25 protein-coding genes and 1 pseudogene are annotated in these 24,452 nt (G+C 34.4%); 18 read left to right on the plus strand and 8 right to left on the minus strand.

Features of this window, described 5'->3' with window-relative positions; translation table 11 throughout:
• Window positions 1-186: 186 nt before the first annotated feature.
• Window positions 187-951: a threonine/serine exporter family protein gene (locus tag FD26_RS08135; protein ID WP_057867936.1), complete on the plus strand. Its 765-nt coding sequence runs from the start codon at window positions 187-189 to the stop codon at window positions 949-951.
• 2 nt (window positions 952-953) lie between these two features.
• Window positions 954-1,418: a threonine/serine exporter family protein gene (locus tag FD26_RS08140; protein ID WP_307724364.1), complete on the plus strand. Its 465-nt coding sequence runs from the start codon at window positions 954-956 to the stop codon at window positions 1,416-1,418.
• A gap of 230 nt (window positions 1,419-1,648) precedes the next feature.
• Here the strand turns inward: FD26_RS08140 and FD26_RS08145 are convergent, their stop codons facing one another.
• The 5 genes from FD26_RS08145 to FD26_RS08165 are packed head-to-tail and all read right to left on the minus strand — an operon-like array spanning window position 1,649 to window position 3,492.
• Window positions 1,649-2,065, minus strand: coding sequence for an Asp23/Gls24 family envelope stress response protein (locus FD26_RS08145; protein ID WP_057867937.1), 417 nt, complete (start codon window positions 2,063-2,065; stop codon window positions 1,649-1,651).
• Window positions 2,066-2,083: 18 nt separating this feature from the next.
• Complete coding sequence (locus FD26_RS08150; protein ID WP_082596265.1) at window positions 2,084-2,470, minus strand: Asp23/Gls24 family envelope stress response protein; 387 nt, start codon at window positions 2,468-2,470, stop codon at window positions 2,084-2,086.
• Window positions 2,471-2,474: 4 nt separating this feature from the next.
• Window positions 2,475-2,669: a hypothetical protein gene (locus tag FD26_RS08155; RefSeq protein WP_057867938.1), complete on the minus strand. Its 195-nt coding sequence runs from the start codon at window positions 2,667-2,669 to the stop codon at window positions 2,475-2,477.
• 10 nt (window positions 2,670-2,679) lie between these two features.
• On the minus strand, window positions 2,680-3,225 hold the full coding sequence (gene amaP / locus FD26_RS08160) for an alkaline shock response membrane anchor protein AmaP (protein ID WP_057867939.1): 546 nt from the start codon (window positions 3,223-3,225) through the stop codon (window positions 2,680-2,682).
• A 9-nt stretch (window positions 3,226-3,234) separates the two neighbouring features.
• Window positions 3,235-3,492, minus strand: a complete 258-nt coding sequence (locus tag FD26_RS08165) for a GlsB/YeaQ/YmgE family stress response membrane protein (RefSeq protein WP_057867940.1) — start codon at window positions 3,490-3,492, stop codon at window positions 3,235-3,237.
• A gap of 217 nt (window positions 3,493-3,709) precedes the next feature.
• Here FD26_RS08165 and FD26_RS08170 point away from each other — a divergent pair, with 217 nt between their 5' ends.
• The 11 genes and pseudogenes from FD26_RS08170 (at window position 3,710) to FD26_RS08220 (ending at window position 15,032) form a co-directional block, all read left to right on the plus strand.
• Complete coding sequence (locus FD26_RS08170; RefSeq protein ID WP_057867941.1) at window positions 3,710-5,611, plus strand: heavy metal translocating P-type ATPase; 1,902 nt, start codon at window positions 3,710-3,712, stop codon at window positions 5,609-5,611.
• Window positions 5,612-5,670: 59 nt separating this feature from the next.
• Window positions 5,671-5,901: a heavy-metal-associated domain-containing protein gene (locus FD26_RS08175; protein ID WP_057867942.1), complete on the plus strand. Its 231-nt coding sequence runs from the start codon at window positions 5,671-5,673 to the stop codon at window positions 5,899-5,901.
• Window positions 5,901-6,455, plus strand: coding sequence for a ferritin-like domain-containing protein (locus FD26_RS08180; RefSeq protein ID WP_057867943.1), 555 nt, complete (start codon window positions 5,901-5,903; stop codon window positions 6,453-6,455). Before FD26_RS08175 ends, FD26_RS08180 begins: the two co-directional genes overlap by 1 nt.
• Window positions 6,456-6,468: 13 nt before the next feature.
• Window positions 6,469-7,155 (plus strand): Crp/Fnr family transcriptional regulator, encoded by a 687-nt coding sequence (locus FD26_RS08185; RefSeq protein WP_057867944.1) that lies wholly within the window; start codon window positions 6,469-6,471, stop codon window positions 7,153-7,155.
• Window positions 7,156-7,486: 331 nt separating this feature from the next.
• Window positions 7,487-7,804, plus strand: coding sequence for a PTS sugar transporter subunit IIB (locus FD26_RS08190; RefSeq protein ID WP_057867945.1), 318 nt, complete (start codon window positions 7,487-7,489; stop codon window positions 7,802-7,804).
• Between the two features lie 21 nt (window positions 7,805-7,825).
• Window positions 7,826-9,046 (plus strand): PTS sugar transporter subunit IIC, encoded by a 1,221-nt coding sequence (locus FD26_RS08195; protein ID WP_057867946.1) that lies wholly within the window; start codon window positions 7,826-7,828, stop codon window positions 9,044-9,046.
• 12 nt (window positions 9,047-9,058) lie between these two features.
• Complete coding sequence (locus FD26_RS08200) at window positions 9,059-9,409, plus strand: PTS sugar transporter subunit IIA (protein WP_057867947.1); 351 nt, start codon at window positions 9,059-9,061, stop codon at window positions 9,407-9,409.
• Window positions 9,396-10,854: pseudogene (locus tag FD26_RS08205) on the plus strand (glycoside hydrolase family 1 protein). Before FD26_RS08200 ends, FD26_RS08205 begins: the two are co-directional and overlap by 14 nt.
• Before the next feature lie 18 nt (window positions 10,855-10,872).
• The gene (locus FD26_RS08210) at window positions 10,873-11,637 is read left to right on the plus strand and encodes a formate/nitrite transporter family protein (RefSeq protein WP_057867948.1); all 765 of its coding nucleotides are present in this window, start codon (window positions 10,873-10,875) and stop codon (window positions 11,635-11,637) included.
• A 130-nt stretch (window positions 11,638-11,767) separates the two neighbouring features.
• Window positions 11,768-14,092, plus strand: coding sequence for an RNA polymerase recycling motor HelD (gene helD, locus FD26_RS08215; protein ID WP_371862037.1), 2,325 nt, complete (start codon window positions 11,768-11,770; stop codon window positions 14,090-14,092).
• Window positions 14,093-14,384: 292 nt separating this feature from the next.
• A complete protein-coding gene (locus tag FD26_RS08220) occupies window positions 14,385-15,032 on the plus strand; it encodes a L,D-transpeptidase (protein ID WP_057867950.1) in 648 nt (215 codons plus the stop codon).
• A 97-nt stretch (window positions 15,033-15,129) separates the two neighbouring features.
• On the opposite strand, the gene FD26_RS08225 is transcribed toward FD26_RS08220, so the two are convergent.
• Window positions 15,130-16,488 (minus strand): FAD-dependent oxidoreductase, encoded by a 1,359-nt coding sequence (locus FD26_RS08225; RefSeq protein ID WP_057867951.1) that lies wholly within the window; start codon window positions 16,486-16,488, stop codon window positions 15,130-15,132.
• A 144-nt stretch (window positions 16,489-16,632) separates the two neighbouring features.
• Between FD26_RS08225 and FD26_RS08230 the strand changes: the two genes are divergently transcribed.
• Window positions 16,633-17,331: an EAL domain-containing protein gene (locus FD26_RS08230; RefSeq protein WP_057867952.1), complete on the plus strand. Its 699-nt coding sequence runs from the start codon at window positions 16,633-16,635 to the stop codon at window positions 17,329-17,331.
• A 525-nt stretch (window positions 17,332-17,856) separates the two neighbouring features.
• On the opposite strand, the gene FD26_RS08240 is transcribed toward FD26_RS08230, so the two are convergent.
• The gene (locus FD26_RS08240; RefSeq protein WP_057867954.1) at window positions 17,857-18,492 is read right to left on the minus strand and encodes a GPP34 family phosphoprotein; all 636 of its coding nucleotides are present in this window, start codon (window positions 18,490-18,492) and stop codon (window positions 17,857-17,859) included.
• A gap of 11 nt (window positions 18,493-18,503) precedes the next feature.
• Entirely contained in the window at window positions 18,504-19,085 is a 582-nt protein-coding gene (locus FD26_RS08245; RefSeq protein WP_075888202.1) for an SGNH/GDSL hydrolase family protein, read from the minus strand.
• A gap of 92 nt (window positions 19,086-19,177) precedes the next feature.
• On the opposite strand from FD26_RS08245, the gene coaA reads away from it, so the two are divergent.
• The 4 genes from coaA (at window position 19,178) to FD26_RS08265 (ending at window position 24,444) form a co-directional block, all read left to right on the plus strand.
• On the plus strand, window positions 19,178-20,104 hold the full coding sequence (coaA, locus tag FD26_RS08250) for a type I pantothenate kinase (RefSeq protein ID WP_057867956.1): 927 nt from the start codon (window positions 19,178-19,180) through the stop codon (window positions 20,102-20,104).
• Window positions 20,105-20,161: 57 nt separating this feature from the next.
• A complete protein-coding gene (gene guaA, locus FD26_RS08255) occupies window positions 20,162-21,727 on the plus strand; it encodes a glutamine-hydrolyzing GMP synthase (RefSeq protein ID WP_057867957.1) in 1,566 nt (521 codons plus the stop codon).
• A gap of 174 nt (window positions 21,728-21,901) precedes the next feature.
• Window positions 21,902-22,894: a hypothetical protein gene (locus tag FD26_RS08260; protein WP_057867958.1), complete on the plus strand. Its 993-nt coding sequence runs from the start codon at window positions 21,902-21,904 to the stop codon at window positions 22,892-22,894.
• Complete coding sequence (locus tag FD26_RS08265) at window positions 22,891-24,444, plus strand: hypothetical protein (RefSeq protein ID WP_057867959.1); 1,554 nt, start codon at window positions 22,891-22,893, stop codon at window positions 24,442-24,444. Before FD26_RS08260 ends, FD26_RS08265 begins: the two co-directional genes overlap by 4 nt.
• Window positions 24,445-24,452: the final 8 nt, after the last annotated feature.

The following is a 24,452-nucleotide window of genomic DNA, read 5'->3' on the forward strand; positions in this document are numbered from 1 at the left end:
GTGGAGGACGGGAATTTAAACATACTCACACTTATAACTAAACTAGAGTAAGAACCAAATAAAATTCCTCTGTTATCAGCTTTTTTATTTTAATAAAGTAATTAAAAGACGATCTTCCAAACTTTTTAGTGTAAATGTAGTATGTTAATACTAGTTTAAAAATTTAACCATTTGGAGGGAACCATTATGGGGACTGTCAATGAAAGCGAGATTGTCACTCTTTGTGGTCAAGTGGGTACGATTCTCTTAGAAAACGGCGCGGAAACGGCCCGTGTCGAAAATACAGTTGAATACGTTGGAAGAGCTGCAGATTTACCGGTTGTTTGTCATGCGACGATGACTGGTATTTTTGTTAGCTCTGAAAAAAGTGCAGCGACCAGAATCTTTAAGGTTCGAGTCGGAGATTTTAATTTACAAAAAGTAGATGAGATCAATACTTTATCCAGACAATTTTCTAGGCATGAAATTACATATAATAAATTAAAAAAAGAAGTTCAAAGAGTCGATCAAGAAACATTGGATTTTTCATGGCTAACAAAATGTATTGGAGCTGGACTGGTTTCCATGCCACCAATGCTATTGTTCAAAGCTACTTGGGGCGATTTATTTTTGGCTTTTTTTGTAGGAATTATTGGTTACGTAGTTTCACAAGTGGTATCCCATCATACAAAAACTCCGTATATTCCAGTGGCAATCGGGAGTTTAGCAATTAGCGTCTTAGCCAATATTCTTGGCGTGGTAAATATTGCTCATGATGCAAATTATATTATTATCAGTGCTTTGATGCCTTTAGTTCCAGGAGTGCCGATGACGAACTCGTTGCGAGAAATTATTGAAAAGAATACCATTTCTGGCCTGGTACGGGCGACTGATGCCATTATTTCAGGTATTTCTATTGGTAGTGGCGTGATTATTGGACAAATTTTTATTAAGGCAATATTAGGAGACTAAAGATGATGCAAATAGTTTACGGATTTATTTTTGGCTTTTTATCTAGTGTTGGCTTTGGAATTATTACTAATAATCCCCGTCGGACATTGATTCCAGCTGGATTAGTTGGAGCGATTGCCTGGATTGTTTATATTGTCGTGGGTTGGTTCAACCATGGTCTAATTATGCCTAACTTGATGGGAGCTGTAGTGATTGGCTTATTAGGAAATCTGTGTGCAATTCTTGTTAAGGCACCTGTAAATATTTTCTATGTACCTTGTTTAGTTTCTTTGGTTCCTGGAGCTATTTTATATGATAGTATGAAAAATTTTACGTTAGGCAAAGATAGTCTGGCTGCGTATGGTTTTGTCAAAGCTTTGACAGTGGGAATGTCCTTAGCGATTGGTTTTATTATTGCAGAGACGATTGCTAATAAAATTTATGCCAAACTCAAACAAAGAATAAATCAAAAGGAAAATTTAAAGTAGGTTATGAGATAAGGTGGATTGAAGAATGCCATCTTCCACTGCGCTAGGAGTGGTCTGGAACGTAGTGGGCGGACTTGGAGTCTCTTGGCAATACCAACAATCTTCAAGCTCCACCTTTATCTAAAAATTTGCGGTAATGATAAAATTTAAATCTAAAAAAAGAGCTAATGACTTTTTATATTATAGTCATTAGCTCTTTTCGCGTTTAAATACTTATATATCAATAGAGTCTATTCTTCGTCTTCTTTTTGATCATTTTTATTGTTTTTATTTTTCCATTCAGATGCGGTCATTAAATCATCAATATTTAGGACGATCTTATTAACGTCTTTACCAGTCATTTCTTTGACTGAGCGAGCAATACTAGCAGTTACTTTTTCAAAAATTTGTGGAGCTGACTTGCCGTATTCTAAAATAGCCTTTAATTCAAAAGAAATCTTGTCATCGTCAGTATTCACATCAACGCCCTTAGTAGGATCGTTCATGAAACGATCAGTCAGATCACTAATAGTACCGCCTGTTAATGATAAAACGCCATCAATTGATTGTGCTGTATGATTAGCAATTTTTTCTAATACTTTATCTGAGAAATTTAATTCTTTCTGGATTGAATTTTCCTTAGGATTTGGTTGTTGTGGATTTGGCATAATATTACTCCTTTTTAATTATTCAGTTTTTTTCCAATCTTTTTTAGTCATAACGTCGCTGATATAAACATTTGTTTCAACGACTTGTAATCCAGTCATACTTTCAACAGCATGACTGACAGCTCTTAAAATTTGTTCAAAAACTAAGTGAGCATTTTTACCGTATTCTAAAACGATTTCCAAGTCTAAAGCGGCCTGCTTTTCACCGACATCAACTTCGATACCCTTGGTTAAATCTTCTTTTGTCCGTATCTTATCAGCAATGTTATCAAAAACATTTCCATTCATTGATAATACGCCGTCGATATCTCTGATAGCCATGCCAGCAATTTTAGCAATAACGTCCTCATTGAAGGTAAGTTTACTATTGCTCATTAAATTAACATTCGATTGTTCTGCCATCATGGTCTTACTCCTTTACCTGTAATATCTTAGTCAGCTTAGTTCTCAATTCATTTTTTTCTTTTTTAGAGCCAGTTAGAGCAGCTACTAAGTATCCAATGAAACCAGCTAATATTACTAACAATAAATTTCCAAAGCCTAAAATAATCCAAAGGATTACAATGAGACTCCCTGTAATAGCACCTATCATTCGTCTTTTCATAATATCATCCTCATATTACTCGCATATTTTGGTTGCTTTCGAAAGGCGACAATTTAACAATCGTATTTTTGATAGGAACGTTTAAATTGTTTTTTAATTGTTCATTAGCAATGTGTTTGATTTCCTCACCTTGTTGTTTCAAGTTGGTATCTTGACTGCTCATTGCTGAAATAAACATTTTGGCCTTACGATTTCTACCAAGTATTTTAATTTTGACGTCGATATCGTGAAGCGTAGGATTCTCTTTGATTCGGTTAGTAATAATTTTTTCGAGCGCTGATTTGGAAATTTTGAGATTTCCATCATTGGATTTGAAGGTAATGTCGTTATATTTAGTTGGAACGAAAAGAACATATAACAACATTATTATTAAAGCGATTCCGGAAACGGCGGCTAAAAAAATTGCCAAGTAGCCAATTACATCTGGGGGAAGCTTCAAATAATTTTTCAAAGTAATCTTAGGTTCAAATGGATATGTCAGATAAACAAACCATAAGACTTGTAAGATTCCTAAGAGGGAAAGAATAGCTAAGATCCATTTAGGAAATTTTTTCATAGCTAGGTCCTACCGTGTTTTTCTTAAATTACTGAGAGCCCAAGTGGTTAATAGTACAACAACTATAGCTCCGATTATGGCAGGGACTAAGGCCATGCCGGCAACGCTTGGCCCCCAGGCACCCAAGACACTTTCACCTAGCCAGGCTCCTACTAGTCCACCTAAAATATTTCCTACCCACCCCCAGGGCATGTCTCTATTAATGATCATACTAGCGACGGCACCAATAACAGCACCTATGATGATTACCCATAAAGCATGTAACATATTAACCAATCCTTTCTACAAGAAAAATAATTATTTTCTTTTATTTATGATTTCATCATAACTAGTTGCGAAATTTTGTTCAATAAATAACTAATACAAAGTATTAAAAAATATTAATAGATGTGTGGAAATCATTCAGTAAAACTTGATTAGAATCAAGTTCTGTTTCCTTTATTCCCGTTAGAATATGTCTTGAAAGTTAAGAGAGGTAAATGGGATGACAAAATTAAATATTTGGATTGCAAAACATCAAAATAAAATGACCATTTTAATAGCAATACTAATTGGTCTTAGTTTAGTTTTTAACTATTTGATGCATTTTGAAGCAGCTGCTACGATTTTTATGATTTTGGCAAGTATTGTTGGAGCAATTCCTGTAGCATTGCATGCTTTTACGGCCCTGCAAAATAAAGTTATCAGTATTGAATTGTTGGTAACAATTGCAGTAGTAGGAGCTTTTATCATTGGAGAATATGAAGAATCAGCTGTGGTTACTTTCTTGTTTCTCTTTGGTAATTATTTGGAACAGAAAACTTTAGAAAAAACGCGTTCATCGGTAAAAAGTTTGACGAAGATGGCGCCAACAATGGCTGAATTAGTTGTTGAAAATGGTCAAACTGAGATGGTTGATGTCGATGATCTGGATGAAGGAGATCGTGTATTAGTTAAAACTGGTGGTCAAATTCCGGTTGACGGCAAGATTGTTCAAGGTACTGGCTATATGAATGAGGCTTCTATTACCGGGGAATCAACGCCAATAAAAAAGGGGATAGGCGATAAAGTTTTTGCGGGTTCTTTAACGGATAATGGAACAATTACAGTTGAAACGACTTCAGTAGGCGAAGATACAACCTTCGGTAAAATTATTGAGTTGGTTGAAGAGGCTCAAGACAGTCAATCGCCCGCAGCCCGTTTTATTGATAAATTTGCTACATATTACACACCAGCAGTTTTGATTATTGGAATTTTAGTTTGGATTTTTACAAAAGATTTTCCTTTAGCAATAACTGTTTTGGTTTTGGGATGCCCAGGTGCTTTAGTTATTGGTGCTCCAGTTTCCAATGTCGCTGGAATTGGTAATGGAGCTAAAAATGGCATTCTGATGAAAGGTGGCAATGCCGTTAATACTTTTGCACAAGTGGATACTTTAGTACTCGATAAAACCGGGACTTTAACCACTGGAAAAATGAGCGTAACGATTGTTGATAACTTTGACGGTGATAAAGAAAAATTATTAGGTTTGTTGACGGCGGTGGAAAAGACTTCCAATCATCCGTTAGGACAGGCAATTATAAATTATGCTGAAGATCAAAACATCAAACCTGCTTCAGGTCTGCCAACATTAGATACGGTTAAAGGTCAAGGCTTGGTTGGTCAAACTGATGATTTTAAAATTTTAGTTGGTAATGAAAAATTAATGAAAGCTAATCAGGTTAATATTAATGATTTACAGAAGAAGATTATTGAGCAACGTATGCAAGCGGGCGATTCAGTTGTCTCAATGGCAATTAATCAAGAATTACGTTTGGTGGTCGGAGTTAATGATCAATTACGATTTGACGCTCGAGAAGGTTTGCAAGCGTTGAAAGATGCAGGTTTAAAAAAGATTGTGATGTTAACTGGCGACAACAAGTTGGCTGCTCAACGAATAGCTGCCAAGTTACCAATTGATGAAGTTCATGCTGAGTTATTACCAGAAGATAAAGTTGAATTTGTGAAGCAGTTTCAGGCACAAGGCAGTACAGTAGCCTTTGTTGGCGATGGTATTAATGACAGTCCATCGTTAGCTACAGCTGATATCGGAATCGGTATGGGAACTGGAACTGATGTAGCAATTGAAACATCTGACATTATCTTAGTTAAATCAAGTTTTGATGCACTGGCGCATGCTTATATCTTGGCAAAGAAGACTGTCGCTAATACGAAAGAAAATATTGTCATTGCCGTTGGTACAGTAGCTTTATTGCTATTAGGACTAATCGTTGGAGTTATTCACATGGGAAGTGGCATGTTCGTTCATGAGTTGAGTATTCTAGTGGTAATTTTCAATGCAATGCGCTTAATTAGAAATAAATCGTCAAAACTTGATACAGATCAAGTTCTTAAAACAGCTAACTAAGTAAGATGGTACTTGTAAGTTAGATAATCAAAGTTTTTAGATATACGGAGGAATTAATTATGGCAAAAGTAATTTTACAATTAGGTGAATTAACCTGCCCATCATGTATGACAAAAATTCAAAAAGCTGTTCAGAATCAAGACGGTGTTTCAAATGTAAAAGTTCTATTCAACGCCGGAAAAGTTCGAGCTGATATTGATGAGAGCAAAACTTCCGCTGAAAAATTATCAAAAGTAATTACAGATTTAGGATATGAAGTATTAAAGACAAAAGTTAAGGAGCTAGCTTAATGACAGAATTAACAATTGATGAAAAATTTGCGGCCGAACAAAAACAAGCTGACGCAGATCATCACAAACCAACTGCTGGAGCAATGACAGGACACATTGTTTCTAATCACTTTTTATTGAATATCAAGTTGCATCAATTAAAATGGTTTATCAAAGGTGCCAATGCTGAAAATTACAAGACGGTCTTGAATCAAACCATTGCTGAAAATAATGTTTGGTATGAAAAAATAGCTGAAGAATTATTAGATGAGGGTGAATTGCCACCTTCAACAATGAAAGAATATTCCGAATACGCTATGATTGAAGAAGCTGGTCAAAACAAGTACATGAAGCCAGGAGATATGTTACAAACTATTGTTGATGATTTTAATACGGACAATATGTTTGTTACTAGAGCTATTAAATTGGCTGAAAAAGAAGATCGTCCTTTCATGGCCCAAGTCTTAATTCAATTATTAGGATTTAATAATCATCAAATTAGAATTTATCAAGCATTGCTTGGTAAAAATGCTCGTGAAGGATTTGAAGAGGAAGACGACGAAGACTTCGATTAAGGAGAGATAATTAATGGCAAAATTAGCGCATGATCACACTGCTGAGGACTGTGTAGAGTTAGTTCCAATTTTTAAAAACTTATCTAAAGTTGATAAACAAACTATTGCTACTCTAGTAACTCATCATCATTATAGGAGCGGAGAGTATCTGTTTTCTGCCGGTGATAGCGCTGATGCCTTAATTATTGTGGCTCATGGACAAGCTAAGGTTTTTCAGATGTCGGCTAACGGAAAAGAGCAAATGCTGAGGATTCTACAAACAGGAGAGTTTGATGGCGAAGCGGCCTTGTTCTCAAATTCAGATCATAATAGCTATGCAGAAGCATTGATGGATACTGCAGTTTGTCAGATCAAACGACAAGATTTTCAGAAATTAATGCAAGCAACACCAGAATTAGCCGTTAATATGGTTAATGCATTAGGTCGTCGAGTGGGTCAACTTGAACAGCAAACAACTGAAGTAACCACTGCTAGTGTAGAAAGTCGTTTAGCAAATTATCTTTTAGAAACTAGTGCAGGATTGAATCAGGCAGTTTTCACTTTACCTTTGAAGAAAAAAGATATTGCGACATATTTAGGGACTACGCCAGAGACTATTAGTCGTAAGTTAGCGGCTTTAACCAAAAAGGGCTTAATTGAAAAAATTAGTAATAATAAGTTTAAAATTTTAGATGCTGATCAATTAATGCTGATTGATTAAAAAAACGTCGTTGTATACCGCTACAACGACGTTTTTACGTTATGTAAATAAACTAAAACAGGAGTCAAGATTGTGAGTTTTTACAATTTTGACTCCTGTTTTAAATTTAGGAAAAAAATATTGTTAAAAGTCGCTTTCTGAAAATACGTTTGACTTTTGAAAACTATTTATGTAAATTGTATTTACGAACTAAAAATATATAAAATACATCTAAAGTTCGTTTTATTTTTAAATTTATATAATAAAATAAATTAAAATTGCATTATAATTCTATAAATTACGAACTTTAACTATTTTTATATTTTTAGTATAAATACTCGGAGGGTAAATAATGAGTTTAAATGTTTTATTGGTCTGTGGTTCAGGAGCATCATCAGGATTTATGGCCGCAAATATGCGAAAAGCCGCTAAGAAGCGTGGTTTAGATTATAAAATTCAGGCTCGAAGCGAAGCAGAATTGGAAAATTATGCTGATGGAATTAATGTCTTGATGATTGGGCCACATTTGGCTTATTTGGAAGACGAAGCTAAAGAAATTGTAGATACGAATAAGGTCAAAGTGATTTTAATGAAATCTGAATATTATTCAATTTTGAATGGAGATATGGCGTTAGATCATTTACAAGAAAATGTAATTGATAACGACTAAAAAATTAGCGGGGAATTATTTGTGAATGCTTTTATCAATATATTAAATACTAATCTAGCTCCTAGAATGAATAAAATTAATCGAAATATCTGGGTCAGCGTACTGAAGGATTCTGTGTTACAAATCTTACCATTTATTTTAGTAAGCTCATTTATTACTTTGCTAAATCTCTTTTCTAATATTTGGAAGTGGTGGCCGGATCTTTCTGGAATTAGCAATTTTACTTTTGGTATAGTTTCAATTTATGTAGCTTTCCTAATTCCTTTTAATATGATGGAAAAGAAAAAATTGCCGAAACAGCGACTTATTTCTGGTTTAACAGCTATTGGACTGTTTTTACTGTTAACTAATCCAGTAATGACTAAAGGCGGTACAGCTACTTTTCAGTTCAGTTTCTTTGGCGCTGGTGGCATGTTTGTGGCGATTTTATGTGGTGTTGTGACAGCTTTAATTATGGAAATGTTTGGTAAATTTAGTTTCTTTAATGAAGATACCGTGATTCCTGATTTTGTAACGGCATGGTTTGATTCGATGCTACCAATTGGTTTAGTGATCACAATGGGGTGGCTATTGGTTGATGTCCTAAAGATTGATGTTTACAAAGTGATTATTCAATTTTTTTCACCATTGAGCGGAATAGTAGAAACTTTGCCGGGATTTGTATTGATTATGTTTATTTACTGCTTTATCTATTCTATGGGAATTTCAACTTGGGTTTTAACGCCAATAACGACACCAGTTTTTCTGGCAGCTATTCAGTCCAATCAATTGAGTGACACTCATAAAATTGTTACGAGTGAAACAATTTTTTCTACTTATTTATGGATTGGCGGGGTAGGTTGTACTCTGCCATTGGTTTTAATGATGCTGTTTTTGGCTAAATCGCAACGATTAAAAGCCCTAGGAAAAGCTTTCATAGTCCCAAGTATTTTTAATATTAATGAACCTACTGTATTTGGATCGATAGTTTGGAATCCGTATTTGATGATTCCAATGTGGCTACAAGGTATTATCTTGCCAATTATTGTTTGGTTAGGTTTAAAAACAGGCCTAGGACAAGTACCATCAGCAGTTTTTCAAATGTGGTACGTGCCCTTTCCAATCAATACGTGGATAAATGGACATACATTAGGTTCAATTCTACTAGTTTTAATTATTTTTATAGCATCATCTTTGATCTGGTTTCCATTCTTTAAATTGTACGATCGCAATCTGATAGAAAATGAACAACAAAATAAATAATAGGTGAAATCTATGATAAATGAAGATGAAAATACAGCTGTTACCAGAAATACGATGAACATTATTATTTATGCCGGTGATGCTAGAACTCTGATTATGCAAGCTATGGATCTCTTAGGTGATTTTAATTATGAGGAAGCTGAAAGCTTAATTAAGCAGGCTCATGAAAAGTTAGTAGCAGCTCATCAATTGCAAACGGATCGAATTCAAGAAGAGGCCGAAGGCAAAACCGTACAATATACAATTTTATTTTCCCATGTTCAAGATACTTTGATGACAATCAATACAGAATATAACTTGGTTAGTCACCTGATTAAAGTTTTTAAAAAACGTGATGTGGAGTATGGAAATGGTCAAAAATAAATACAATTATTTTCCGGCAGATTTTCTTTGGGGAGGGGCTCAAGCGGCTAGTCAAGCTGATGGTGCTTATGATGTGGACAATAAAGGTCTTAATTCTTCTGACGTTCAACCATTTCTCAAAAATTTATCTAATACTGAAAGACAAAAATTGCAACGAGATGGAATGACTGTGGATGAGGTAAAACGCAATGTGAAAGACACACAAAATTATTATCCTAAGCGATTTGGAATTGATTTTTATCATACATATAAAAAAGATTTGAAGTTATTGGCTGAGCTTGGATTTAAAACTTTTCGTACTTCTATAGATTGGTCACGTATTTATCCTAATGGCGATGACTTTGAACCTAATCAAGCGGCCTTAGAACATTATTCAGACATGATCGATTATATGCAAAAGCTGGAGATTGAACCCATTATTACTATGAACCACTATGGAAACTCCGATTAACATTACTTTGAAGTATGGTGGTTGGCCTAATAAAAAGGTTATTCCTATGTTTGAAAAATTTGGACAGACATTATTGGATTGGTTCGGTGATCGAGTAAAATATTGGATTGTTGTCAATCAAATTAATATGGTTCAAGTTGAACCTTTTTTATCGGTAGGAGTATGTGCGGACCAGTATGAAAATACTGAAGCGGCTTTATATCAAGCAGTACATAATCAAATGGTAGCCGCTGCTTGGGTCAAAGAATATGTTAAGTCGAAGAATAATCCCAATTTACATATCGGTACGATGGTAGCAGATGGAACAGTTTATCCAGCTAGCAGTAAACCGGATGATGTTATTTTAGCAATGTGTCAAAACCGTATGCAGTATTTATTTACCGATGTACAATTTCGAGGTTCGTATCCTAAGTATGCTCAAAATTATTTTGCTGAAAATAATGTGAAATTAGATATTACTGATGAAGAAATGGTATCAATCAAAGCCAATCCGATGGATTTCCTGGGTATTTCTTATTATTATTCGCAAATGGTTGATTCTACTAAGAATACATATCGTCCAGCAGACGTTACACCTAATCCGAATCTAAAAACTAATCCATGGGGATGGGCGATTGATCCGCAGGGACTGTATAATACTTTGTCTCAGTATGCCGATCGTTATCAAAAGCCACTGATTATTGCTGAAAATGGTTTTGGTATGTACGACAAATTAGAGTCCGACAAAAAGGTTCATGATGCTTATCGAAGCGATTATCTCAGTCAACATATAGAACAAATTGGACGCGCTATTCATGATGGAGCAAAAGTAATTGCTTATTGTGCTTGGAGTCCGATTGATATAGTGAGTTGTTCATCGCAACAACGGTCCAAACGCTATGGTTTTGTCTATGTCGATTTGGATGATGAAGGTAATGGCAGCGGCAAACGATATAAAAAGGACAGTTATTATTGGTATCAAAACGTTATTAAAACAAACGGAGCAGAAATTTAATTTGTAGGAGATTAATTTATGTTTACGCCAGAGGAAATTTTAGAAAAGAGTATTGTCGCCGGAACTAATAAGCTAAACAAAACATTATTAGCCAAAATGATTTTAGGATTTATTGGAGGGGCAATGATCTCGATGGGTTTTCTGGCCTATGTGCGGGTAAGTGCCTCAATCCCTAATAATTTGGCCAGTGTTAAGGCTTTAGTTGGGGGAGCGGTATTTCCAATTGGTCTGATTGTGATTTTACTAGCTGGTGGAGAATTAGCGACAGGCAATATGATGGCAGTTGGAACAGCCTTTTTTGCTCGCAAAGTTAGTTTTATCGATTATCTGAAAAACTTAATAGTGATTACTTTGTTTAATTTTTTAGGGGCAGTCTTTGTAGCTTACTTTTTTGGACATATTGTCCAGTTAACTCATTTGGCACCATATAAACAAGCAGTTGTGACAATTGCAACGGGGAAAACGGGTGCTAGTTTCTTGCCAGCTTTTGTCTCAGGTATTGGTTGTAACTGGTTAGTGGGGCTGGCAGTTTGGTTATCATTTGGAGCTAAAGATGCGGCTGGTAAAATTCTAGGAATCTGGTTTCCTATTATGATCTTTGTGGCTGTAGGTTTTCAGCATAGTATTGCCAATTGTTTTATTATTCCGGCTGCTATTTTTGAAGGCGGAAGTACTTGGAATTTGTTCTTCCAAAATTTTGTGCCAGTTTATTTAGGAAATATAATTGGTGGAGTGATTTTTGTGGCTGGCTTTTATTACTTTAGTTATGCCAATAAAAAATAACGATAATAATATTTAATACTTCAATGATGGAATATTTATTGAAGTATTTTTTTTGCTTAAACAGCTCTTCTTTGAACTCGCTAAAAAATAATGGTAACATTATATAACTTCAATTTAAGAGGCTAGTATGATGACAGACAAACCTAAAGTTACTGAATTAGATGAAAAACAAATTGAGCAAGCACATTTGGATGATGTGGTTGATAAAATTAAGAAGTCTGAAAATCGACTTCAAGAACACATGGATGTGGCTGAAGAGGACTTGAAGGTTATTAATAATGCCTTCGATGATATCCACTTAGGTATGGATGGCGATTCTATTTCTATGGATGCAGCTTTATCGATTCATCAGCAGCAACAAATGCTTGATGAGAGAAATAACAGTTGGCAACAGTCACGACAACGTTTGAGTATTTTAAAAAAGCTGGAAAAGACACCTTTCTTTGCTAGACTAGATTTTCAAGAAAAAGGTGAACCTAAAAAGGAAAGCGTCTATATTGGTCTAAGTTCTTTCACAGATACTAATGATCACTTTTTAGTTTATGATTGGCGAGCTCCAATTTCCTCAATATACTATGATGGAAAATTAGGAGAAGTTACTTATCAAACACCGGATGGTGAACAATCAGTCGATCTCTTCTTGAAACGTCAGTTTTTAGTTGAAGATGGCAAAATCAAAGCCTACTTTGATACTCAGGAAACAATTGGCGATCAAATGTTACTGGAAGTTTTGGATGGTAAATCTTCGACCCATATGAAGGGGATCGTTAAGACAATTCAAAGTGAACAAAACAAAATTATTCGGGATACAAAGTCTAAATTACTCTTTGTACAAGGAGCCGCTGGTTCTGGTAAAACTTCGGCTATTTTGCAACGAATTGCCTTTTTGCTATATAGATATCGTGGAACTTTGACATCTAGCCAAGTCGTTATGTTCTCGCCCAATTCTTTGTTTAATGATTATATTAAAGAAGTTTTGCCTGAAATGGGTGAGCAAAATATGGTTCAAATGACGTATAAGCAATTCTTAGCACGTCGTTTGCCAAACTTGAAAGTTGAAAGTCTTTCAGAACAATTTGAAACTGTAGTTGATACCGAAAATAAAGCTATCAGTAAGTTTGTTTCTGATATTGAATTCTTTAAGATTTTGACCAATTACAGTAAGTTATTAGGTCAAAGCGGCATGGCCTTTAAGGATATTAAATTTCAAGGGAAGGTTTTCATTCCTAAGGAAAAGATTCAAGAATTCTACTATAGTTATGGACCTCAATATAATTTGGGCAATCGTTTAGATGCAACAGTAGATCGCTTAGTCAAAATGCTTCATCGTAAAATTGGAGCTGAAATGCGCTCTAATTGGGTATCAGAACAGATTGAGAACTTGAGTAAAGAACAATTGCAGGCTCTTTATAATACGGCCGATCAAGAGTTCAAAAACGGGGATGAAGAGAAGAAATTCTTAGCTAGAAAGATTGTCACAGCTATGCTGCAAGGTGTTTATAAGAATATTAAGCATTTGAGATTCTTGAATGTGGCGGCTAATTATCTTAACTTTTTGAAGGCTGTTCCAAAAATTGTTGATTTAAGCGAATATAATATTACTGTTGAACAATGGAATCAGTATGTAGAAAGTTTTACAAAAGACTTTAATAATAAACAGATATCAATGAATAATTTGAGCCCTTATTTATATTTGTATGATTTGGTAACGGGCAAGCATGGCGAATTAGATATGAAATTTGTCTTTATTGATGAAATTCAAGACTATACGCCGTTCCAATTAGCATATATGAAATACAAGTTTCCAAGAGCACGTTATACCATGTTAGGTGACTTGAATCAGTCCATTTTTACGAAGAAAAACAGTCAAACATTGTTATCCGAAGCTCAGAGTTTGTTCAATGCGGATGAAACACGAGTGGTTCAATTAGTTCACTCATATCGTTCTACAAAACAAATTACAGACTTTACTAAAGCGATTTTGACTAATGGTCAAAAAATTGAACCATTTAATCGAAATGGAGATTTACCAAATCTATTGATGGCTCAAGATGAAGCGGAATCAGTTCAACAAGTTATTAGTCAATTGAAGGAAAATGATCAACGGAAGTTTACGACTGCAATTATTGCTAAAACTTTGGACGATGCTACGCATTTGCACGAACAATTGAAAAATACAGGGGTTAAGACAACTTTGATTCGTTCTGAAAATCAACGCTTAGCTACTGGCACAATTGTATTGCCATCATTCTTAGCTAAAGGGCTAGAGTTTGATGCAGTGATTATGTGGGACGCTTCAAAAGATAAGTTTGATGAAGATGAACAACAATTAGTCTACACAATTGCCTCTCGAGCAATGCATAAATTGACAATTACCTCAATTGGCAAATTATCACAATTATTGCAGCGAGTTCCTGAAAAGTATTATGAGAATGAAAAAAGCATTTCTAAATAGTTAATATGAATTAATTTCAAAAGAGAGTGTGATAGAACTCGGTAGTTTCCGAGTATTAACATAAAAAGCGCAATATTCGTATTATGAATATTGCGCTTTTTGCTGTTAAACGGAAGAAACTGAGTTCTGTTGCACGTTTATGCTGCAAATTTCTATTAATAAAAAAGTTATGTCACAGCCCCTTTTGTTCTGTCTTTAAATTATATTGCGCTATCATTTTTATTTCGTATTGATGAAATTTATAACCCATGTATAATGAAAGATATGTTGCTACGGATTTGGGGAAAAATTAATGAATCACAGAAAAATAATTAAAATTACAATAATTTCATTACTAGTATTTTTTTCTTTGAGTTATGGAGCCTTTCAATTAATTAGCAGTAAGACGAAGGATGTTAAAGTTGAGGCTAAAGATAAAGCAGAGTCTAAAAAAAATATTAGTAAACCAGCGAAAATCAAAGATGATAAAGATATGACGAACTTGAGGAATTTTACTTATCATGATTCTTCAGAAAAGAAAGCATATCCGGATCTAAACAGTTATCCTAAGGCGTGGATTGACGTTGATATTGCTACTCAGAGAATGTATGTCAAAGATGGTGAAAAAACGTTGTATGAGATGTACGCTTCTACTGGTAAAAAAGATGCCACACCTAGAGGTACTTATTATGTTCAAGGTGAGCGGGGAGAATTTTTTTATACAGCACCATTGAAATTAGGCGCTTATTATTGGGTATCATTTTTGAATCATGGTGAGTATTTGTTCCATACAACGCCAACCGATGAACAGGGAAACTATGTCGAATCAATTGCTAAAACTCTAGGAAGAGAACCTTCATCGCACGGATGCATTCATTTATCATCACCAGATTGTAAGTGGATATATGAAAATATACCTTATAATACAAAAGTTGTGATTCATGGGGAATATAAAGGATAAAGTGGTTTAGATATTTAGAAATAAAAACACCTAATGACTTTAAAATTTTTAGTCATTAGGTGTTTTTGTATGGAATTTTAAAATTAAATAATTGCCTTTAGTTTGACCGCCAATAACCATTTTCTTGATCAACGGCCACTTGAGCAACCAGATTCAAATAGTTGAAAGGTTCATCAAAATTTGGTGAAAATAACATATCCAAAAAGGCCAATTCATCAATAGTGTTACCATTTTGAATCACGACTGACAAAGTATTGGCTGATTGAGCTACTTCGTGATCAGACATTAATTGAGCGCCTAAAACTTTTCGGCTATTTTTATCATAGATTAATTCAATTGTAATTTTCGCTGTCGTAGGCATGAAGTCAGGGCGATAATTACCTTGATAGAAAGCACTTTTAGCTTCGAAGTGGGCTTTTTTAGCTTTGGCTAAAGTTAATCCGGTAGAAGCAACAGTAGTTCCAAATAGTAACATGCCGGTTGTTGCCTGTGTACCGATAGTTTTTAGTCGACGATCTAAGACATTGATGCCAGCTAAAGTACCCTGACGGACAGCATGTGATGCTAAAGGAACGTAAGTACTTTTGAGCGTAGGATTGAAGTTGACTTCAGTAGCATCTCCTGCAGCAAAGATATCGGGATCAGATGTACCCATGTAGGGATCGGTGATAATAGCACCATTTTCAGCTAGTTTAACTTGCCCATTCAATAGATCTGATTGAGGAATTACTCCAGGACAAATTGCCACCATATCAACATTAAAATCACCTTTATTAGTTGTGATTTGAAGTTCTTCATTGGGAAGATCATTAAAACGTGTTACTTCGATATTAGTTTGAACGTCAACACCGTTTTGAATTAATAAATCCTGAACTTTTTGAGCCATGTTTGGGCCCATATATTCATCTAGTAGCTGGTTGCCACGTTGAAAAAGGGTGACTTGATGTCCAGATTTAACAAAGCCTTCAGCCAATTCAACACCAGCATAGCCACCGCCAATAATAGCAATGTGTTGAGTATTTTGAGCGGCTGCATAAAGTTTATAGGCTTGGTCGCATGTTTTACATAGCATAACCTTAGGATTTTCAACACCCGTAATGGCCGGAATAGCGGTAATTGAGCCTGTAGCCATAATCAATTTATCGTAAGTATCATTAACCATTTTTTTAGTGTTTAGATCTTGAGCTAAGATAGTGTGTTTGGCAGCATCAATACGAATGACGTCATATTGCATGCACATTTTGACACCTTGCTTAATGAGATCTTCAGGATCGGCGTAAAGAACGTCATCTAAGTTCTTTACAGTACCACCTAAATGTAGATATGTCCCACAAGCCAAGTAGGAAATTTCTGAGTGACGTTCGTAGACAGTGATCTCAGCTTGGGGGTAATATTTTAGAATTTGTTTAATGGCTGCAAAACCTGCATTTGTACAACCAATTATGGATATTTTCATCTAAAGGGCACAGCTTTCAAAAGAGTAATTAAATTATTTGTTTTACGATATTATTATCGTTTAACTTTGAAGTATACTACGAGTATACAGTGATGGGAATAAATGTAAACTTATAATTAAGTATGTTATGGAGGCAACGGAAGTATGAAACCGGTTTATCGGTATTTTGTCCAACCACAATTAGATATTCGAACCCAAACGATTTTTGGGTATGAACTATTAATCAAACAATTAACGCCTGAGGGGTGGCGTTTGCCAGAATCTTTCAGCGCCATTGATTCAAGTACAATGTCAAAGTTGTTAGTTGCGACAACTAAAATTTTAGGGTTAAAAGTACAATATTGTTCTGTCAATGTCAGTCGGGAACAATTAGTTGATACTACAGTAGCTCAAGCTATTATTCAAAGTCAAACACAGCTTTATCCGGCTAAACTAGTGGTGGAGCTAACTGAGGAAAACAGTCCTTCTAAATATTCGGATACGAATTTGATACCACATTTACGTAGCTTTATTGAGCATGGGATGCAAGTATCTTTGGATGATGTGGGTACTGGAATCAATGATTTCAAGAGCATTCAAGAGTTCTTGCCACTTGCTTCTGAAATTAAATTTGCTTTGCAAAACTTTCGAACAGGTATCAAGGATCCCAAAATTCAACAAAAACTGCATTTTTGGCATGCAATTAGTCGAGAGTACGGTTTGCGTTTGATTTTGGAAGGAATTGAAGATCAAGATGATGCTGAGTTGAGTAGCAGCTTTGATATCAATTTGCGTCAAGGATATTATTATGGAAAACCACAGTTGTTAAGATTGCCCGGAGATCCAGTTAACATGGGGGCTTAAAATGCCTCTAAAAAATTTTTTTATATGCCATTTTCCACTGCGCTAGGAAAGGTCTGGAACGCCATGGACGTCGTTTGAAACCAATTGAAGTTCAAATTGTTTCCAAAGCGAGTCTTATTCTAAGTCGGCAAAAATCACCGACTAAGAATAATTTCATGGCTGAGACCATTCTAGCTCCGTTCCAGATTAGTATATTGGCTGGCATTATTGGATTTAAAATTTTCTGTAATCAAATTAAAATCTATATAAAAATAGCTGATGACTATAATATAAAAAGTCATTAGCTATTTTCGTATTTAAATATTTAAAATGGAATACTATCTAACAGATACACTAGCCCGGAACAAAAATTGAAATTGGCTCAGCCGTGAAATCATTCTTAGCCATTTATTGCTTAGAATGAGGCCGAGCTTGAAAATTATGCGAAGCATAAGTTCCAAGTCGTGCCCACGGCGTTCCAGCCAAATTTCAATTTTTGTGGAAGGCGGCATCCTTAACCAAAACTAAGAACCCTTTGATAGGTGTTTAACTTAATAAAGTTAGTGTTACACGATTCAAACGTTTAGATAGCTCAAACAATTTTTCGTAAGTAGGATCGCTTTGATACAAATCCATCTTATCCTTTAATTGCTTTTGCTCAAACTGCGAGAAGTAGAATTTTAAATCATGGTTGCCGTAGAGTGTGGCTAATAAAGCAAAAGCTTCAGGTGAAATCTGATCGGCAGTTAAAATTTCTTTGCGCAAGTCAGCTACTAGCTCACGTTTAACGCTACGGTTAGGGAAGTAATTATTAGTTTTAAAAACTAGACCAGTTACGGCCTTGGTAACGTCAACTTTATCAACTAAAGAATCGCCAATTTCATTATAAATAATACGGGTAATCTTTTCGTTAGTAGCCATAGCACGCAAAACGTGAGTCACGCTTTTACCCTGATTTTTGTTGATAATTTGAAAAAATTCATTTAAATATGTTTTGTCGTCCGGTAAAACCTTATTAATAATGACACTGTTATCGGTTAGATCGATGATATCGTTTAGCGCAAGATCAAAGAATGAACTTTCAGCCAAGTAGGCGCGGCGTCTAGTATTCTTAAAAATACGAATACTGCCTTTTTCATTACACGATAAAATAAAATATTTTTGAGGAATATTTAAATCCATAAAGTGCTCCTTCAATTCGACACTAACTTAGTATCTTGGGCTAGTGTTGCTTTAATTTCTGGTATCAATTCGCTCTCCAAGAGATTGTAACCTTGCTTGGTAAAGTGTAATCCATCGGACTGTAGCAATTCTTTAAGATTAGCACAGTTAGCCATTTTGTGTAGTAAATCGATATACGAAACGTCTAGTTGCTTACTGAGATGCTCTGTTACCAATTCGAATTGTAATTGTCGAGTCCATGGTCTCGTTGGATCTTTGATCCAATCAATATAAGGTGGCGATAGCAAAATAATCTTTCGATTGCCAAGGCTAGTTATAATGTTGGTCAAATTGGCCGCAAACTTACCCGGTTTGATTTCATCTTCAATGGAAATATCATTGGCTCCGAATCCTAAAATCACAATCTTAGGATCTAATCTTTTAACTCGATCAACACGTGTCATAGCATTATTGGTTTTGTAGTCGGAAATCGACATGTTAATGACTTCGAAACCAGGAAAATCTTTACGGATACGTTTGGCTAAAGTATCGCTAGCTTTCCCAGCACGAAGTCCCATCATGGTTAAGTCCCCAAATAATACTATTCTCTTCATATATTGTTTCCTTTTTTGAAAAAGTTCTATACTATACTAGAATACCAGAAAATCAATAAAAGTTAATTACTATATTAAGCAGGTTTAATAATATGCAAAGTTTAGCTAACTATTATGAATTTACTCGAAAGCAATGGGAAAATTTCCACGGTGAATATACCAAGCAGGCAATTACTGATGGCGAGTTAAGAAAGATCAAATCTTTGGATGATGAGATATCGATTGATGACGTTCGCTCAATTTATGCACCAATCCGACATTTACTGCACATATATTTGAAGAATTATCGTAAATTGACGAAGTTAAAAAATGAATTCGTGGGTGAATCAACCCGTAAAATTCCTTTTATTATTGGTGTTTCCGGATCAGTAGCCGTAGGTAAGAGTACGACGGCACGTTTATTAAAGATTATGTTAGAACGAGCTTATCCGCAGTATAAAGTTTCGCAGATGACGACGGATGGCTTTTTGTATCCTAGTAAAGTTTTGAAAGAACGTAATTTAATGAATAAAAAAGGTTTTCCAGAAACTTATGATATGGAAAAACTTTTGAAATTCTTAGGCGAGGTCAAAACTAAAGGTGGCCGGATCAAATATCCACTTTATTCGCACAATATCTATGACATTATTCCAGACAAGTATGAGGAGACGGATAATCCGGATATTTTGATTGTTGAAGGTATCAATGTTTTACAATTGCCACATAATGAACAAATCTATGTCAGTGATTTCTTTGATTTTTCGATTTATATTGATGCTGAGATGAAAGATATCGAGGAATGGTTCCTCAAACGCTTTGATACCCTGTTAGATTTGTCTAGGAACGATCCTAACAGTTATTACTACCAATTCACCCAGATTCCGGAAAAGGACGCTATGGCGATGGCACGAAACGTTTGGGATACCATAAATTATCCTAATTTACGTGATTACATTAAGCCAACAATGAACCGAGCCGACTTGATTTTACATAAGTCTGAGGATCATCAGATCAATAAAATTTATCTAAGAAAATATTAAACGTTTACAATATATGACATGGAACAGAATTTCGTATACAATAGAATAAATAAAAAAATGGGGGAAATTGATTTGAGCAAGCAATGGCCTGATGCTGATAGCATCATCGTTCTAGACTACGGTAGTCAATATAACCAATTGATTACTCGCCGAATCAGAGATATCGGAATTTACTCTGAATTACTACCAAATACTATTACTGCTGCAGAAGTTAAAGAAATCAATCCTAAAGGTATTATCCTTTCTGGTGGACCAATGAGTGTCTACGACAAGGATGCCTTTACAATCGACCAAGATATTTACAAGTTAGGAATTCCTATCTTAGGTATTTGTTACGGTATGCAATTGATGTCTTACAACCTTGGCGGTGACGTTGAATCAGCTGATAACCGTGAATACGGACGTGCTGATATTAAAGTTACAGATAAAGATGCCGTTCTTTTCAAAGATTTACCTGAAAAAGAATACGTTTGGATGAGTCATGGTGATCTTGTTAAAAAAGCACCTACTGGTTTTAAAGTAGTGGCTACAAGTAAGAATGCACCTATTTCATCAATCGCTGATGACGAACGTAAAATGTACGGTGTTCAATTCCATACCGAAGTAAGAAATACAGAATTCGGTTCAGAAATTTTGAAACACTTTGCCTTTGACGTCTGTGAAGCAGAAGCTAACTGGTCAATGAATGATTTCATCGATCAACAAATTCAAAAGATTCGTGACACTGTTGGTGACAAGAAGGTTCTTCTTGGTTTATCAGGTGGTGTTGATTCTTCTGTTGTTGGCGTTTTGCTACACAAAGCTATCGGTACACAATTGACAAGTATCTTCGTTGATCATGGTCTTCTTCGTAAGAATGAAGCCGATCAAGTTATGGACAGTTTGAAGGGTAAGTTTGGTTTGAACATCATTAAAGTAGATGCTCAAAAACGTTTCATGGACAAACTTGCTGGCGTAACTGATCCCGAAAAGAAACGTAAGATTATCGGTAATGAGTTTATCCAAGTGTTTAACGATGAAGCTCAAAAGCTTGATGGAATTGATTTCTTAGCACAAGGAACACTTTATACTGATGTTATCGAAAGTGGTACAAGTACTGCTCAAACAATCAAGTCTCACCATAACGTTGGTGGACTTCCAGAAGACATGCACTTCAAGTTGATTGAACCATTGCGCACATTGTTCAAGGATGAAACCCGTGAACTAGGTGAAAAATTAGGCATGCCACATGAATTAGTATGGCGTCAACCATTCCCAGGCCCAGGTCTTGGAATTCGTGTTATTGGTGAAGTTACCGAAGACAAACTAGAAATCGTTCGTGATAGTGATTGGATTCTTCGTGATGAAATTGCTAAGAACGGACTAGACGAAAAAATTTGGCAATACTTTACCGTCTTGCCAGGTATTCGTTCAGTTGGTGTCATGGGTGATGGTCGTACATACGATTACACCGTTGGTATCCGAGCTGTTACATCAATCGATGGAATGACCGCTGACTTTGCTCAGATTCCATGGGATGTACTTCAAAAGATCTCAGTTAGAATCGTAAACGAAGTAGACCACGTCAACCGTGTAGTTTATGATATTACTTCTAAGCCGCCCGCAACTATTGAATGGGAATAATAATTTCGTAGGAAATACAAGAGCATCTCTGACTTAAGTCAGGGATGCTCTTTTTGATATTTATTTTGCAAATAGGGGGATTATACGTTCCTCTTTTTTGTAGGAGTTAGTATAGTACAATTTAATGGATAGATTTCAAATCTTATTGATAAAAATTATCCAGAGGAAAAAATATTGGCAGATAATAATGGTGGAGCGGTAGCAATAAAAGGATTTAATTTTCAAACAATGGCTGTTATTTTTTTCATAGTAAATAATATTGATGATGATAAATTTAGTGCTTATGTTGAATCTGAGGAAGACTTTACTTTAGATAAGAATGGGTATAAATCTTATGTCCAAGTGAAAGCAAGAAAGTTATCACTTAAATTACTGTTAAAGACGGCTCTTAAAGACAGTGGAGATATAGAACCTTCCATTTTAGAAAAAAATTTAAGCTCGGCGGATGATGGTGAATTTCTCATTTATACTAAGGAATTAGCAGCCAAGGATTTAAAGTCAATGATCAAAAAAAGCGATATCTTTGTAAATGAAGAAGATGTTTATGTGTTTTCTGAAGAACAGAAGAAAAGCATAGTAGACGCATTTAAAAAAGATGGTTTTGGAGAATCATTAATTAAAAATTTAAATAATAGTAGACTATTTGTTTCTAAATTTGGCGATAGTTTGAAAGATAGTCAAAGATATTTAATAGGATTGATGAGCGAAAAGAAAATTGATATTACTGGTGATCGTGCCAAGATGGCTTTAAATGAACTGTTTTTTTTAGTACATAAAAAAGCCGAATATCTGGTACAGAAAGGATATGAAAAAGACGACTATGAAAAAAAGAAATTAACTAGTGATGAATTAAAGTCTATTTTCAAAAAGGCGGAGAGCAGAAGCTTTTTTTATAAATTTGTAGAGGACACAAATTACAGTACTCTTTTTAAGGATAAAGTAACTAAAATAAGAAATGAAATATTTAATGAATACTATGTGGAAAGAAAAATGTTGAATACTATATTTGATTCTCAAAAATTAGATTTTGATTGTCCCAATCAAGATCTAATTAATAAAATGAAATTAGAATTGGATTCTGACAAAGATAAATTTGATAATTGTGATAAATATGTGAAAGTTTCTCTTATCATTGATTATATTTCAGAGAGGGCTGTACAATCATGAGAAAATTGATTATAAGGGAATTGAAAATACTAGATTATAAAAATGAAGTTGCACAAACGTTTGATTTTAGTGATGAAATAAACATCATTGTTAGCAAAATTTCCTCTACGGGAAAATCTAGCTTAATTAAATCCATATTTTATGCCTTAGGATTCGATATAAAACAGTTTCCAAATAAATGGAATACTGAGAATATGATATTTAAAGAGTATGTAACTATTGATGGTGTAGAGCATTCTATTCTTAGAAAAGGCAATCTTTTTAATGTAGATAATAATACTGAGACATATAGTTATTCTCAATATTCCAAGTGGCTTGCATCTCAAATGAATATAGATGTAAAGTTACAAATTCAAAATACTGGGAAATTTACTGATCCTTATCCTACTGAAATGTTACTTTTTAATTATATTGATCAAGATAAATCATGGGACGGTTTTTTATATAAAAATGTGTCTGATTCTTTAAAACAGTACGGTGGTAGTAATGCTGTAAGAGGAATTTTAGAATATGAACTAGGAATATCAGATAACGATGTATCGGAATCCAAAGAGAAAAAAGCAAACATAAAGAATAGTCAAAGGGAAATCTCTAATGAACTAAAGATAATTAATGTGATGATTAAGAATCTTTCTACTGAAGATAATATTCATTTAACACCTGTAGATTTAAATGAAATTCAAAGAAGTTTAAAAACTTGGACAGAACAAATTCAAATTGTAAATGATAATATTGACAGGATATACAATAAAATACATAGGTGCAATTTTAAATTAAACGTAATCAATCAAGATATTTCAGAGCTAAAGAAGCTAAAAAGTCAAAATAATAATAAAAAAAGTAAAATTTTTAATAAAAATGGAGAATGTAGTTATTGCCACTCTAAGTTAACCATTGAACAATCTTTATCTAGATTTGAATTAGAAAATAATGTTTTTGATATTCAAAATTCAATTATAGAGAAAACTAAAGATGCAGAGAAAATATCTTTAGAACTGCAAAGTAATAAGAAATTATTGGATGAAAAGATTGAGTATTATAATTCTATTGAAAATAATTCTAAGATTGAATCTCAAAAGATAAACCTTGATACATATTTGAATCAGCAGGTTAATAACGGAATACGAAAACAATATAATGATAAGTATACTGATGTGTTAGTAAAAAATAAAAAAAATGAAGAATTATTAAAAGAAATAGATTCAAAAATTCGAAAAATAAATAGTGAATTAGGAAAAAGAAAAAAGGAAATAAAACAATACTTTGGTGAAAGTATTGCTAAAATTTCAGTGAAATTAAATTCAGAAATAATAAACGATATACAATTTGATAAGTTTAGGGGAATATCTGGTAGTGGAACTGAAAATAACCGTGCTGTACTAGGCGGTTATTTAGCTTATTTTAAAACATTAGATAAATTTAGTGTTTATAAGTTCCCATATGGACTGGATTCTATTATAAAAACTGAAATTGATGGATTATCTTTAAGTCAAATGTATCAAACCATTGAGGAAGAATTTTTATCTTTGAATGGTAGATTGCAAATTTAATCCGAATT

The organism is Companilactobacillus crustorum JCM 15951 (assembly GCF_001434585.1).
In the GTDB taxonomy this organism is placed as follows: domain Bacteria; phylum Bacillota; class Bacilli; order Lactobacillales; family Lactobacillaceae; genus Companilactobacillus; species Companilactobacillus crustorum.